Source organism: Streptomyces sp. NPDC007157, assembly GCF_040634235.1.
Classification (GTDB): Bacteria; Actinomycetota; Actinomycetes; order Streptomycetales; family Streptomycetaceae; genus Streptomyces.
In genome coordinates, this window is the sequence record NZ_JBEYFE010000008.1 from 1 (window position 1) to 13,404 (window position 13,404).

Consider the following 13,404-nt stretch of genomic DNA (forward strand, 5'->3'; position numbering starts at 1 on the left):
TGTACTCCAGGATCATCGTGCCGGAGCTGCTCGGCGGGCCCGCGGCCGCCCGCGCACCCCGCGGGCGGACGGCCGGTTCGTGCGTCCGGCGGCGGCTTTTGCGGGTGCCCCGCCCGGGCGTTCCCTCGAACGGCCGGAGTCGGGGCGGACCTGGCGAGGCGGCCTTGGCAGGGCGCCTCATCAGGCACGATGCCGGCAGAACCGAAAGCGATCGGTGACGGTGGGCGGTCGAGCGGTTGCAGGCCGGCACGGGTGATTTCACGGTGGGCAGCAAGTCCCACGCGCATCGAAAGGAACACCCATGCGTGCTCTGCCCGCACGGCGTCTCGCGTCCACCGCGCTCTGCGCCCTTCTTCTGGCCGGGATCACCGGCCCGGCGGCCGTCGCCGCCGACTCGGCCCACGAGCGCACCCACGCGATGTCCCAGGCGCCCGTCCCCGGGGCCGACGCGCTGCTCGCCCAGGTCAAGTCGCTGGGCAACCTCGGGGCCGTGCTCAAGCCGGTCACCGACCTGCTCAACACCGTGCTCGCGGCGGACAACGGCCAGCTGACCCCCGATCAGGCCACCCAGCTCGGCGACGCCGTGAAGGCGGCCATCGCCCAGGTCACCGCGGCGGCCCCGGCCCCGGCGCCGACCGTCCCCACGACCCCGGCCCTGCCGTCGGCGCCCGCCCTGCCGTCCGTGCCTGCCCTGCCGTCGGCCGTGCCGAGTACCCCCGCCGTGCCGGCCGCGTTCCCCGTGCCGGCCGCCGCCCAGGCCAAGGGCCTCGGTGGCGCCCCCGCCGCCAAGGACCTGGCCGGCGACGCGCTGACCGCCCTGCAGACCGCGGTCGACAACCTCCTCAAGGCCGCCACCTCCGGTGACGTCAGCCAGGTGCTGCCGGCCGCCACCGCCGTCGTGACCGGCCTGGTCAACCTGCTCGCCGCGATCCTGCTCGGCGGCGGCCTGCCCGCGCCCAACCTGCCGGGCCTGCCGAGCCTGCCGAGCCTGCCCGCCGCACCCAGCCTGCCGGCCTCCCCACCGCTCCCCGTACCCACGACCTGACCGGCGTCACCGGGGCCGACCGGCGTCATCCGCGCACCGGGCCGACCGGCCCCACCGGCCTGCCGGGATCTCATATGTCTTCCGAGCATGGGGTTTCCGGCCCGCCGGGGCGTCGTTAGGCACGGCGTCAGCATTCCCCCTGGTGGCTTCCGTTGCGTGGCTCGCGCCGCCGCAAGTCGCCGAAGAAAGGAACACGATGAAGTCTCTGAAGGCTGCCGCTGTCGTCGCCGGTTCCGTGGCCCTCGCCGGCTTCGCCGCGCCCGCGTTCGCCCACAACAACGCCGACCTGACGCCCACCAGCCTCAACGGCGCGGTGAACACGCTCACCAAGAGCCCCCTGACCCTGGACCAGGCGATGCCGCTGAAGCACCAGTCGGACGCCCTCAACACCGAGAACAAGCGCTCCGTGCTCAACAAGGTCAAGCGGACGACCGGCGCCGTCAACCAGAAGAGCAGCCCGCTGCTCGGCGGTCTGCCGCTGCAGGGCTGAGGCCGGGCGGGAACGGTTCGAGGGACGCCGTACCGGCGTCCCTCGTTCGTGTGGCCGCGCCGCCGGCTGTCCGCCGGTCGGGTGAGCGGGCGCCCGGCCGCCCCACGGCCCGTCGATAAGGTCGCGCGGTGACCTCAACCCCAAGCGAGACCCGCCCCTTCCGCCTCGCCGACCTCGGCACGGTCGCCGTGCTGGCCTGGAGCGGCGAGGCTCCCGACGGCAGTGACATGGCCTATCTGCTGGCCTACCCCCTCGGCGACGCCGCGGGCGGCGCGGAGGCCACCTCGGCGGCCGTCGAGGCGCTGCTGGAGAACAACGGACTGCCGGTCGGCGGCGACCTCGTCGACGGCACCGCCCGGCCCAGCCTGCCCGTCACCCTGCTGGTCGAGTCCGGTACGGCCGTCCTCAACCTGGCCCCGCTCAACGCCCAGTGCCCCGCGCCCGAGGAGTGGCTCGCCGCCGTCGACGAACGCGGCTACGCCTACCTGGTGTTCACCACCCGGCCGTGGCCCCAGGGCGCGCCCGGCAGGCCCGTCGAGGCGGCGGCGCTCAAGGACTTCGCCGGGGCCGAGGAGACCCTGACGGCCGCCGCGCACATCGTGCTGCCCGCCCGCAGCCTGCGCGGCTGATGCCGCGAACCGCAGCCGCCGGCCGGGGGTTCGCGCTGCTCACGGTGGTCGCGGGGGCGGCCGGGCTGCTGGCCTCCTGGGTCATCACCCTCGACAAGTTCAAACTGCTGGAGAACCCGCGCTTCGTCCCCGGGTGCAGCCTCAACCCGGTGGTGTCCTGCGGCAGCGTGATGAAGAGCGACCAGGCCGCGGCGTTCGGGTTCCCCAACCCGATGCTGGGCCTGGTGGCCTACGCCGTCGTGATCTGCGTCGGCACGAGCCTGCTGGCCGGTGCCCGCTTCCCCGCCTGGTACTGGCTGACCTTCGACGCGGGATGTCTCTTCGGCGTCGGGTTCGTGTCCTGGCTGCAGTTCGAGTCGCTGTACCGGATCAACGCGCTCTGCCTGTGGTGCTGCCTGGCCTGGGTCGCCACCATCCTCCTGTTCTGGTACGTCACCTCCTTCGCCGTACGCCATCGGTTCCTGCCCGCGCCCGCCTGGCTGCGGGATTTCCTCGGCGAATTCACCTGGGTGATTCCACTGCTGCACATCGGGGTCGTCGGCATGCTGATCCTGACCCGCTGGTGGGACTTCTGGACGAGCTGAACAGTGGACTTCGGGACGAGCCGATGAGTGAACAGCCGACTAATGCTGCACTCGGGCGAATTGTGAACTGTTGCCGTTTTCCGGCTCGTTACCCGGTACGGACCTCGCTCCTCCCGACTCCGAAAGGGCTCGTACCCGACATGAAGCCGACCACCCGAGGAACCCTTGCCGCCGTCGTCACGGGCGTCGCGGTCGCCGTGGGCGCCGCCGCCACGCCCGCCGCCGCGACCCCGACGGTGCCCGTCCCGGTGCCGCTGGACGGTGTCGAGAAGTCCCTCCACATGGAGGTGCCCAAGCTCGGCATGGAGCTGCCGCTGCTGATCCCCGGGGTGCCCGAGGGGCCGCGCTTCACCGAGGGCCGGCTCCTCCCGGACCGGACGCTGCCGCAGGTGCCGCTCAACGGCGGGCTGCCAGGCGTCGGCCTCCGGGCGCCGCTGCCGCACGTCCTCGGCGACGGCTACGACCACATCGATGTCGGCACCCCGGTCTCCGGCCTGCGCGCGCTCACTCCCGGCCTGGCGCTGGTCGCCCCGCTCACCGCGCCCGACCCGGAGCGCCTCGGCATGCCGGCCCCGCAGCTGCCGGACGCCGGCGTGCTCGCCCCGGCCCTGCAGACGGTCGTCGGCGGCGACCTGGGCGCCGGCCCCGGCCGGTGACCCGCCGCTGGGTATGGCCGTAACCGGCCGGTGCCCCGCCGCTGAGGACGGCCGTATCGGCGGCTCCCCGGTCCCGGCCGTGCGGCCGGATGGCGGCGCGGCGGTGACCGGGCGGCCCCTCGGACGGTTACCGGTACCGACAGCGATCGGTGAACCGTACGAGGAGTGAGCATGGTCGTCGGAGTGGGCGGTGTCGCGGTGGGCGCGGAACCGGAGGCGGGGCGGCCGGACAGAGCCGGGGCGGGCGGACCGACGCGGCGCGAGGTGACCCGGGGGCTGATCGCCTCCGTGGCCGCCCTGGCGCTCGCCCCGGTCGTCGCCGCCTCCCGCCCGGTACCCCAGGCGGACGGCCCGGTGGGCACCTCCTTCGACGAGACCTACCGGGGGCGCCGTATCCAGGGCGTCCTGGTGCCGGTGGCGGGCCGGGCCGGCGACGAGCGCGAGTGGCAGGTCACCGTGGCCGGCCGGCCGCTGCATCTGATGCGGCGGGCCGACGGCACCTGGCTGAGCATGGTCGACCACTACAGCTCGTACCCGACCCCGCTGCAGGCGGCCCGGGCGGCCGTCGACGAGATCGGGCCCGGGCAGCGGCTGCGCGACCTGGCCCCGGGACCGATGGGCGGGGGGCATCAGCACATGGGGGGCGGCCATGGCGTACGTGCGTAAGAACGTCAGCAGGCTGACGGCCGGTGAGCGCAAACGGCTCGTCGACGCCTTCCTGGCGGTCAAACGGCGGGGCGAGTACGACGAGTTCGTGCGGACGCACATCGACCACTACACCGCCGACGGCGAGAAGGGGCTGCGCACCGCCCACATGGCTCCCTCCTTCCTGCCCTGGCACCGCCGTTTCCTGCTGGAACTGGAGCGCGCCCTGCGCCGCGTGGACGGGTCGGTGACCGTGCCGTACTGGGACTGGACCAGAGACCGTACGGCGTCCTCCGTCCCGTGGACCAGGGACCTGCTCGGCGGGAACGGCCGGGCCCGGGACCAGCAGGTGATGACCGGGCCGTTCGCCTACTCGGCGGGGCACTGGACCATCAAGGAGGGCGTCACCGACGGCGAGTTCCTCGCCCGGGACCTGGGCCGGGCCCGCGACCCGATCGCCCTGCCCACCAGGGCCCAGCTCGCCCAGGCGCTGGACGACCCGGTGTACGACGTCGCCCCCTGGGACTCGACCGTCAGCCGGGGCTTCCGCAACAAGCTGGAGGGCTGGGGGGCCGGCAGCGGCAGCACGTCCTGGCGCAACCACAACCGGGTGCACCGCTGGGTCGGCGGGGCGATGCTCGGCGGCGCCTCCGTCAACGACCCCGTCTTCTGGTTCCACCACGCCTTCGTCGACCTGCAGTGGGAGCGCTGGAAGGCCCGGCACCGAGGGCAGCGCTATGTGCCGGCCCGACCGCCCGGCCGCGGCGACCCGCAGCGCCGACGGGTGGTCGCCCGCGGCGAGAAGCTGCCGCCGTGGAACGTCACCCCCGGGTCGCTGGAGGACCTGAGCCGGATCTACCGGTACGCCTGAGGCGCCCCGGACACGGGAAGAGCCCCGGCACCGAGGGTGCCGGGGCTCTTCCGCGGACGGCGGCTCAGTTGCCGTAGCCGCCGTTCTTGCTGTCGCCGCCCTTGAGGTGGCCCTCGTTGGCGCAGGTTTCACCGAACGCCGGGTTCAGCAGACCGATCACGTCGATGGTGTTGCCGCACACGTTGACCGGGATGTTGACCGGAACCTGGATGGCGTTGCCGGACAGCACGCCGGGCGAGCCGACGGCCTCGCCGTTGGCACCCGCGTCGGCCAGGGCCAGGCCGGCCCCGCCGATCACCACAGCGCCGGTGCCCAGGGCGACGGCGGCGGCCTTCGCGATGCGAGACATCACGTTCTCCTTCTTGTTGCTCGGGGAGTGCGGCGGCAGGACCAGCCGCCGCACTCCCCGTTCAACGCTCCGACCTGCGGCTGGTCACGCCGATCAGCGGACGATCACTCCAAGGACCCGAGTCGGGGCAGCCGCCGTACCCGAAACCCCGCCGGGAAGGGCCGGACGTTCCGCACCGCCCGGCCGTGGTACGTCGTGCAGTTGGCGTAGGAGACACGGCCGGCAGCGCGTCCGAAGGGGCGCGGGGCCGTCTTCGGGACGCGGAACACCGCCGCGCGGACGCCGCCGCGTGGGCGTGGCCGGCCCCCGCACAGCCGCGGCCGCCCACCGTCCGACGGGGCACTCTCGTGGGCGCCTCAGCCCGCCGCGGCGCCCGCGGGGGCCGGCGGTCAGACCCCCGCCAGCGTCGACCGGTACCACCGCTCCGCACGGCGGAAGCAGCTCGCGAAGCCCGCGGCCGGCGACTCGCCGAGGTCGGACCAGAGCGCGTCCGCCTCGAAGAAGTGGTCCGTGGTCAGGATGTCGAGCGTGCCCGGCGGGACGCCCTTCGCCGCGAGGATCGCCTTGGCCCCCGCGACGGTGAGGTTGTCGTGCGGCCAGGCGATCCCGGCGCACTCGGCGACCGCCCGCAGCGCGCTGTCCACGGTGACCGGCACGGGATGCGCCGCGTGGTACACCCGCGAGGTCAGTGCCGCCTCCGGCGCGAGCGCCGTGGCCACCAGCAGCCGGGCCAGGTCCGGCGCGGTGATCACCGACGCCCGCGCCGGCCAGCCGGCCACCACACCCGGCAGGGCGCGCAGCAGCCGGGCCAGGTTGGGCCCGACCCACAGGTCCCCTTCGCCGAAGACCAGATGGGGGCGGAGCACCACACCGCCGGCGGCGAGGACCGCGTCCTCGGCCGCCGCACGGGTGCGGGAGGTGACGGAGCCCGGGTTGCGGGTGAGCTCCTCGGGGCGGGAGCCGCGGAAGGTGCCGCGGCCGTAGACGGAGGCGGTGCTGAGCTGGACGATCCGGCGTACCCCCGCGCGCCGGGCCTCGGCGACCAGCGCCGCCGTACCACGTGCGTTGACGGCCTCGTTGGCCGCCGCGCTGCCGCCGATCTGCGAGGCGCAGTGCAGCAGGACGTCGACCCCGTCGCAGACCCCGCGCAGCGAGCCGGGGTCGGTCAGATCCGCGGACACGGTCCGCACCCCGGGGCAGGCCCGGGGCAGGGACCTGCGGTGGGTCATGAGCCTGAGCTCGGCGCGCCGCAGTCGCGCCTCGTGTGTGACGTGCGCCCCGACGAACCCGGACGCGCCGGTGATGAGAATGGTGGGCACGGGGACTCTCCCGGAAGGCGGTCGGGGTCAGCGGACACGTGGTCGCAGGACGAGTTCCGCGGTGAAGACCGTCTCCTGCCGCTGGCTGCCGCGCACCCGTACCAGCAGGTCGCCGGCGCCGCCGTACGGCTCCGGGTCGGCCGTGATCCAGCAGGGCGCGTCGAGTTCGGCGTACCGGACGAACTCGCTGCGCAGGCCGAGCAGGAGGGCGCCGGGCACCCCAGTGCGGGCGTGCGCGGCCTGCCGGGCGGCCTCCAGGAGGAACATGCCCGGTATGTGGTCCACGGGGTGGTCGAAGTAGGTCGGGTGCGCGGTGTCGACCCGCAGTTCCCATCGGCCGCGGGTGCCCGGCGCGGGCGCGCCGAGGACGACGTGCCGGGGGCCGGCGTGGCCCACGGCGGCCGGGTCGAGGACCGGTGGCGGGGTGCGGCCGGTGGTGGGGCGCTCCCCGCGCATCCGCCGGTACACGTCCGGGCTCATGCAGCGGAACGCGGCCGAGGCGGTGGCCCGGGCGCCGTTCTCGCGGACCACCGTGACGTCGTAACGCATCTCCCGCAGCCGGCCGGCGCGGCGGAGGACGTCGCGGCAGACCGTGTGCATCTCGACATCGGTGGGGACCGCGTCCGCGACGAGCAGCTCCGGCTCGGTGGTCACGGACATGTCAGACATGAGGAACTGGTGGCCGAACGGCACGTCGAACTCGGCGTGGGCGAGCAGGGAGCCGATCTGACGGACGGACTCGATCAGCAGCATGGGGTCCTGGTAGCCCCGGTCGGGGGCGAACAGGGCGTGGCAGCGCGGCCATTGGGCCCGGACGACGAAACCGGCCGCGTCGCCGGGGCTGTTGGCGGCGGCGGGGGACCCGTCGGGCTCCCAGCCGGTGAGGAGGACCTCGGAGACCGCCGCGCGATGGACGTACTCACGCGGCACGGTGGTGGTCAGCGCGGGGAGCAGGGGCTTCTGGGTGAGGGTCCGTTCGGTGAGGTGCGGCATGTGCAGCGCTCCTGATGTCGGTGTGACGGGGAGGGGGCAACAAGCCGTACGCCGGCTGTCACCCCCCGTGGCCGACGTTCTAGCCACAAGATACAGACAGGTCGGTCCGGTTCTGCAAGAGGCGAGCCGATTTCTTGGGGGAGTCCCGAACTCCGGTGGCCCGACCGTCAGGGGCGACTGACCGTTATGCCGGAATTGCATCCGCGAAACGTACAACCTTGTATGGTTTATGGGAGCGGCATAGTCCTTGGTCAAGTCTTTTCTGGGGTCCCCTGAGTGGAGTCCTGCCTCCCACTTGTCCGGTAATCCGATGAAATCGCAGCTCATCGCGGCGCGGGTCGGGCGGGGCCGGAGCGCCGCGCCGTGTCACCTCGGCAGTTGACAATCAGACAAGTCTGTTTGGTACGGTCTGGTCGTGAACCCGCAGTCCGAGATGACGTGGATGTGCCTCAGGGGGAACAGATGAACCGCCAGTACGCGGATCTCGTGGCGCCGTCGGCGCGGCGCCACCGCTCGCACGGCCCGCTCGTCCCGCTCGCTCCGGGCGGGCACCCGGCCCGCCCGGCCCCCGCGCAGGGCGTGCCCCGGGCGGGGGGTCTGAACATCCTGGTCGTCGAGAACGACCCACGGGCCTCCGACACCCTCCGGCAGGGGCTGGTCCGGCACGGGTACGCCACCCACGGCGCGACCACCGGCGCCCAGGCGCTGCGCGGGCACCGCGAGGCCGACCTGGTGCTGCTCGACCTCGACCTGCCCGACCTGGACGGTCTCGAGGTGTGCCGCGGCATCCGGGCGGTCAGCGATCTGCCGATCATCTCCGTCACCGCGCGCGGCTCGGAGCTCGACTGTGTGCTCTGCCTGCAGGCCGGCTCCGACGACTACCTCGTCAAGCCGTACGGGTTCCGGGAGTTACTGGCCCGGATGGAGGCGGTGCTGCGGCGGGCGCAGGTGGGGCCGACGGCCCAGCCGGCCGTCGGCCGGGTCGTCGTCCACGGGCCGCTGTGCATCGACCCGGGCGCCCGGACGGCCACCCTCGACGGACGGCCGCTGGACCTGACGCGCAAGGAGTTCGACCTCCTCCACCTGCTGGCCTCGCAGCCCAGCACGGTGATCCCGCGCCGCCAGATCATGGCCCAGGTGTGGGACGACGCGTGGTCCCCGCGCGGCCGGACGGTCGACACCCATGTCGGCACCCTGCGCGGCAAACTGGGCTCCAGTGCCTGGATCGTCACCGTCCGGGGGGTCGGTTTCCGGATCGGCTCCCCCTAGCGCTCCCGCGCGTTCCCCGAGGTCATGCCCCGTTCCGGCGTCCGGCGACGGAACCGCTTTCTGACAACTCCCGCCGCGGTACTGACCGTGGGCCGTGGATGCGGCTTACGATACAGACAAGTCTGTTGAATTCAGTGGGAGAGCGTAGGGATCTGGCATGGCTCAGCAAGAACGCGGCAAGCGGTCACGGCGGTCGATCCTGGAGGCGGCGGCCCAGGTCTTCGACGAGCGCGGCTACGACGCCGCCAGCACCAACGAGATCCTGGCCCGCACCGGACTCACCCGCGGTTCCCTCTACCATCACTTCCCCTCCAAGGAAGCCATCGCGCTGGCGCTGGTGCAGGCGCACGCCGAGGCCCTGGAAGTGCCCGAACGGCCGGTCAGGCTGCAGTCGGTGATCGACCTGACCCTGGAGTTCGCCCGGCGCCTCCAGCACGACGCGGTGCTGCGCGCGAGCGTGCGGCTGACCATAGAGCAGACCTCGTTCGACTGCCCGCCGCAGACCACCTACGAACAGTCCACGGAAACCATCCTGGCGCTGCTGCAGGAGGCCGAGAAAGGGGACGAGATCCTCCCCGGGGTGGATGTGCGCGAGGTCACCTCGCTCATCGTCGGCTCCTTCACCGGCCTGCAGATCATGTCCCAGGCCTACTCCGGCCGCGCCGACCTGCCCGAACGCACCAGCGTCTTCTGGAAGTTCCTGCTGCCCGGCCTCGCCACGCCCGGTCTGGTCGGCCGGCTGCGCACCACACCGCCGACGGACTGACTGGCCCTACCAACCGGTTCCCCGGCCGCCCCTCGGGGGCGGACCGGCGGCGGGCGCGCTGGTCATGGGCGCACGGATGCGCACCGGTGGTCCGGCGGCGGGTCAGATCCGGCGCTCCCCACCCCGGTTGGGCCGGTCGCGGTCGAACAGCGGGCGCAGCAGCCGCCACAGCCGCTGGGTGATCTCGCCGTCCCACCAGCTCGGGTCGGTGTGCCCCAGGGTCTCGATGCCCGCGGCCATCACCACGGCCAGGTCCGCGAGGTCCTCGGCCGGCTCCTCGGCCTCCTTGTGCGCCTCGGTGACCCGCTCGTGGACCGCGGCCAGCATGTCGTCGCGGAGCCGGGGCGGCCCGGCCGAGCCGTCCGCGGCCAGCTGCATGCCCGCCCGGACGATCTTCTCGGTGCGCATGGCCTCGCCGAGCGCGAACAGAAAGCGCTTCGGCGCGTCCGCCGCCGGACCCGAGAACGCCTCCTCGGTCAGCGCCTCGACCCGCTGCCGGGCCTCCTCGTACACGGCGGCCGTCAGGGCCGTGGTGGAGGAGAAGTGGTGGTAGAGCGCTCCCCGGCTGACGCCGGCCCGGCGGCAGATGTTGACCAGCCCCGCGTCGGACAGCCGGCCGTCCGCGATCAGCTCGGCGGTGGCATGGAGGAGAGCCTGACGCGTCTGCTCGGATCGCGCCTGCATCAGGTCGTACCCGCCTTCCCTGCCAACAGTGTGCCCGGTGAGCGCGCTGTCCGCGGACACCGATGTCAATGATGGTGAGAATCATACAACCATGCCTGTTTCATGGGAGGACCCCGGTGTGCTCCTACCTCCGCACGATCTCCACAGAACCCCAACGCCCCAGGCGGCAAGGGTGGTTGTCCGGAAACATGCGCGACGGGCGAAGATCCTACTTGATCCTCAATCAGACAGGTCTGTTTGTAACAGTGATCATATCCGGCCACTTGACACTGGTTTGACACTCCGCTGACAGAGCTGCGCAGGATTGTGGGAACCCTGAACCGCCGTGCGTTGAAGGGCCCGGCGACCCCCGTGAGACTGGTGGCAGTTCCGCAAGGGCCAAGGATTCGGGGGATCCGAATGGAAGAGTTCGAGCGACTCACGGAAGACCATCGCAGCCGCGACTGCGGACAGCGCTGCGGACGGATCTGCGTCCGCTGCCTGGACCGGATCGACGGCGCCCTGCGCACCCTCCTCGACCTGTACGGGGAGAGCGACCAGGCACTGGTGTCCGGCGGGCCGGTGCTGCGCGAGCGGGTGAGCGGCAGCCGTGCCACCGTCGGCATCGTGCTCGACGAACGGGCCCTCGCGCTGCGCAGCCGGACCACCGAGGTGATGGCGTTGTGGGCGCGGCTCGTCGTGGACGAGCGCACCGGCACCCGGCCCGCCGACCGCCAGATGGGCGCGCTGGTGCGGTTCCTGCGCCGGCAACTGCCCTGGCTCGCCGGGCACCCGGCGGGCCCGGACTTCGACGAGGAGCTCGCCGAACTGCTCGGCGACCTCCGCGCCCTGCTCGGCCCCGGCCCGGTGCGCCGGTTCGCACTCGGCCCGTGCACCCGGGCGGAGTGCGCCGGGACGCTCTACGGCGTACTGCCGGCGGACGGCGGTGACCGGGTGCCGAGTCACGTCGCCTGCGACGACGGCCACGCGCTGCCACCGCGCCAGTGGCTGCTGGTCGCGGACCGGATACGGGAAGCGGCCTGACGGGGAGACGGCCTGACGAAAGGAGGTGGACGGTATGACCGAGCCCACACGGCCGGCGGGCGGGGCGGCGAAGCCGCGCCGGGTGCCGACGGAGCTGGCGGCCCTCGCGATGGGCGTCACCCAGGCGACCATCCGCAAATGGGCCAGTCGCGGCAAGATCACCCGGCACGGCGGTCCGCGCCGGGCCGAGTACGACCTCGACGAACTGTTCGCACTGGCCCGCAGGGGTGAGACCGAATAGGCGACGCGAGACCCTGTAACCGCAGTGAATTCGAGTAAGCCTTCGCTGTCACCCGGAATTTACCGACCATCACCCGCAAGAAACCGGATCCGTGCGGGGATCCGGTGCGAAGCAGCCCCCGCGGCCCATCCCCCTGCCGCGGGGGCTGCTTTGGCTGTCTGACCATCAACTTGCTTTCCTAAAAGCGAAGTTGACGCACCCGAACAGAGGTGTCACACTCTTTTCGGCGCCTCCATGCCCTGACGGCGGTGGCGCTTCACCCGGGCTCCTTTCTGGCGAGCCCGTGGCTTTCTTCTCGAAATCCGTGTCCCGTTCGGGGCGCGGATTTTTTGTTTCTCTCCCGCTCCGACTTGAGGAAGTGTGGTCGATGCCTGTTTCCACCTGGACACCCGTCGGTCAATGGACGGGTACGGTCACGCACGACGGCGAGGTCGACCGGTACACCGTCGCCTTCGCCCCGGACGGCTCGCTCTCGGTCACCACGCAGAAGAGCACCGGCACCGGTTCCTGGACCGTCACCGGCGCCGACTCCGTGGAGTTCTCCCTGCGTGAGGACTTCAACCTCGACGTCACCCAGATCAGCCCCAACGGCCACCGGGCCGCGTACATACAGATCGACATCACCGCCCGGCACGAGGACGGTGCGCTCACCGGCGAGGGCAAGGCCGTCGTGCACGGTCCCGACGACGTCGTGATCTACGCGACGGACGCCCAGACCGAAGCGCGCCGGGTGTCATGACGGCCGAGGTCGCCCGGCTCACCGACGTACTGAGCCTGCGGGACCTGGCCGGGCGCTATCTGGCAGGCCTCGACGAGGGCGGCTTCGACGAGACCTGGGCGCGGTCCCTGTTCACCGAGGACATCGAGATGACGTTCCCGGTGGGCAGCCATCAGGGCCTGGCCGGGGTGGCCGGCTTCACCACCGAGATCATGGCGCGCTGGGGCCGTACCCACCACCACGGCTCGGAGAGCCAGGTGGAGGTGGACGGCGACACGGCCAGGCTCAGCTGGAGCCTGATCGCCTCCCATGTGCACCACGGCTCACCGCTTCCCCCGGACCCCACCCAGTACTTCCAGCTCGGCGGCCGTTTCACCGGCACCGCCCGGCGCACCCCCGACGGCTGGCGCTTCGACCGGCTGCGGCTGCGGATCGTGTGGACCACCGGCGCCGTGCCCAGGGGAGTGACCCAGGTCGACCGAAAGACCCTCGACACCCGGGGAAACACGGTCACTTCAGCCACGTCAGCAACGTCAGCCACGTCAGCAGAGGAGAACCCGCCCATGCCCACCACGCTCACCGCGGACCAGCAGAAGGAACTGATCGAGAAGGTCTTCCACGAGGGCCTGGACCTGGGCGACCTGTCGGCCGCCGACCGCTACCTCACCGCCGACTTCCGCAACAACGGCAGCCACGACGACTCCATGCGCGGCCCGGAGGCGTTCAAGCACACCATCAGGATCCAGCAGTCCGCGTTCAGCGGGATCAAGTACGAGATCCTCGACTTCATCTCGATGGGCGACAAGGCCGCCATCCGCTGGGTCATGCACGGCAAGCACACCGGTCCCTTCATCGGCATCCAGCCGACCGGCCTCCAGGTGCAGCACCAGGCGATCATCTGGTTCCGCTTCGAGGGCGACAAGATCGCCGAGCGCTGGGGCATCGTCGACAACTTCTCGCTGCAGAAGTTCCTCCAGTCCGGCGGCAAGCCGGTCGGCCCGCTGACCCCGGCGGGCAAGCCCGCGGCCTGAGCCGCGCCCGGCCGTGCGCCCGGCCCCCGCTGACGGCGGCGGGGGCCGGGCCGCACTTCCACGGAATCGAAGTGCCCGACGGAGCAAGGGA

General features: G+C 72.3%; 17 protein-coding genes. 13 read left to right on the forward strand and 4 right to left on the reverse strand.

Features of this window, described 5'->3' with window-relative positions; all coding sequences use genetic code 11:
• Positions 1 to 301: 301 nt before the first annotated feature.
• The 7 genes from ABZ642_RS16495 (at position 302) to ABZ642_RS16525 (ending at position 4,920) form a co-directional block, all read left to right on the forward strand.
• A complete protein-coding gene (locus tag ABZ642_RS16495; protein ID WP_360483519.1) occupies positions 302 to 1,045 on the forward strand; it encodes a hypothetical protein in 744 nt (247 codons plus the stop codon).
• A gap of 196 nt (positions 1,046 to 1,241) precedes the next feature.
• On the forward strand, positions 1,242 to 1,535 hold the full coding sequence (locus ABZ642_RS16500) for a hypothetical protein (RefSeq protein ID WP_360483522.1): 294 nt from the start codon (positions 1,242 to 1,244) through the stop codon (positions 1,533 to 1,535).
• Between the two features lie 128 nt (positions 1,536 to 1,663).
• The gene (locus ABZ642_RS16505; protein WP_360483524.1) at positions 1,664 to 2,164 is read left to right on the forward strand and encodes a DUF5949 family protein; all 501 of its coding nucleotides are present in this window, start codon (positions 1,664 to 1,666) and stop codon (positions 2,162 to 2,164) included.
• Positions 2,164 to 2,748 (forward strand): vitamin K epoxide reductase family protein, encoded by a 585-nt coding sequence (locus tag ABZ642_RS16510; protein ID WP_360483527.1) that lies wholly within the window; start codon positions 2,164 to 2,166, stop codon positions 2,746 to 2,748. Before ABZ642_RS16505 ends, ABZ642_RS16510 begins: the two co-directional genes overlap by 1 nt.
• A 140-nt stretch (positions 2,749 to 2,888) precedes the next feature.
• Positions 2,889 to 3,404 (forward strand): hypothetical protein, encoded by a 516-nt coding sequence (locus ABZ642_RS16515; protein WP_360483530.1) that lies wholly within the window; start codon positions 2,889 to 2,891, stop codon positions 3,402 to 3,404.
• A gap of 171 nt (positions 3,405 to 3,575) precedes the next feature.
• Positions 3,576 to 4,070, forward strand: coding sequence for a tyrosinase family oxidase copper chaperone (locus tag ABZ642_RS16520; protein WP_360483533.1), 495 nt, complete (start codon positions 3,576 to 3,578; stop codon positions 4,068 to 4,070).
• Positions 4,054 to 4,920, forward strand: coding sequence for a tyrosinase family protein (locus ABZ642_RS16525; RefSeq protein WP_360483535.1), 867 nt, complete (start codon positions 4,054 to 4,056; stop codon positions 4,918 to 4,920). The genes ABZ642_RS16520 and ABZ642_RS16525 overlap by 17 nt, the downstream gene beginning before the upstream one ends.
• Before the next feature lie 64 nt (positions 4,921 to 4,984).
• Here ABZ642_RS16525 and ABZ642_RS16530 read toward each other — a convergent pair whose 3' ends face one another.
• The 3 genes from ABZ642_RS16530 to ABZ642_RS16540 form a co-directional block, all read right to left on the reverse strand.
• Positions 4,985 to 5,269, reverse strand: coding sequence for a chaplin (locus ABZ642_RS16530; RefSeq protein ID WP_360483538.1), 285 nt, complete (start codon positions 5,267 to 5,269; stop codon positions 4,985 to 4,987).
• A gap of 389 nt (positions 5,270 to 5,658) precedes the next feature.
• Positions 5,659 to 6,588, reverse strand: a complete 930-nt coding sequence (locus ABZ642_RS16535) for an NAD-dependent epimerase/dehydratase family protein (protein WP_360483541.1) — start codon at positions 6,586 to 6,588, stop codon at positions 5,659 to 5,661.
• Between the two features lie 27 nt (positions 6,589 to 6,615).
• Entirely contained in the window at positions 6,616 to 7,581 is a 966-nt protein-coding gene (locus ABZ642_RS16540; RefSeq protein WP_360483544.1) for a ScbA/BarX family gamma-butyrolactone biosynthesis protein, read from the reverse strand.
• 462 nt (positions 7,582 to 8,043) lie between these two features.
• On the opposite strand from ABZ642_RS16540, the gene ABZ642_RS16545 reads away from it, so the two are divergent.
• Positions 8,044 to 8,850 carry a response regulator transcription factor gene (locus ABZ642_RS16545; protein WP_360483547.1) on the forward strand — a complete coding sequence of 269 codons (807 nt, stop codon included), beginning with the start codon at positions 8,044 to 8,046 and terminating at the stop codon, positions 8,848 to 8,850.
• 157 nt (positions 8,851 to 9,007) lie between these two features.
• A complete protein-coding gene (locus tag ABZ642_RS16550) occupies positions 9,008 to 9,616 on the forward strand; it encodes a ScbR family autoregulator-binding transcription factor (protein ID WP_360483550.1) in 609 nt (202 codons plus the stop codon).
• Positions 9,617 to 9,718: 102 nt separating this feature from the next.
• Here ABZ642_RS16550 and ABZ642_RS16555 read toward each other — a convergent pair whose 3' ends face one another.
• Complete coding sequence (locus tag ABZ642_RS16555) at positions 9,719 to 10,360, reverse strand: TetR/AcrR family transcriptional regulator (RefSeq protein ID WP_360483553.1); 642 nt, start codon at positions 10,358 to 10,360, stop codon at positions 9,719 to 9,721.
• Positions 10,361 to 10,699: 339 nt separating this feature from the next.
• On the opposite strand from ABZ642_RS16555, the gene ABZ642_RS16560 reads away from it, so the two are divergent.
• From ABZ642_RS16560 to ABZ642_RS16575, 4 genes are all read left to right on the forward strand, one after another.
• Positions 10,700 to 11,323 carry an OvmZ protein gene (locus ABZ642_RS16560; RefSeq protein ID WP_360483556.1) on the forward strand — a complete coding sequence of 208 codons (624 nt, stop codon included), beginning with the start codon at positions 10,700 to 10,702 and terminating at the stop codon, positions 11,321 to 11,323.
• A 34-nt stretch (positions 11,324 to 11,357) separates the two neighbouring features.
• Positions 11,358 to 11,564 carry a hypothetical protein gene (locus ABZ642_RS16565; RefSeq protein WP_360483558.1) on the forward strand — a complete coding sequence of 69 codons (207 nt, stop codon included), beginning with the start codon at positions 11,358 to 11,360 and terminating at the stop codon, positions 11,562 to 11,564.
• A gap of 367 nt (positions 11,565 to 11,931) precedes the next feature.
• Positions 11,932 to 12,303, forward strand: coding sequence for a dehydrogenase (locus ABZ642_RS16570; RefSeq protein WP_360483561.1), 372 nt, complete (start codon positions 11,932 to 11,934; stop codon positions 12,301 to 12,303).
• Positions 12,300 to 13,313: a nuclear transport factor 2 family protein gene (locus ABZ642_RS16575; RefSeq protein ID WP_360483564.1), complete on the forward strand. Its 1,014-nt coding sequence runs from the start codon at positions 12,300 to 12,302 to the stop codon at positions 13,311 to 13,313. Before ABZ642_RS16570 ends, ABZ642_RS16575 begins: the two co-directional genes overlap by 4 nt.
• Positions 13,314 to 13,404 lie beyond the last annotated feature (91 nt).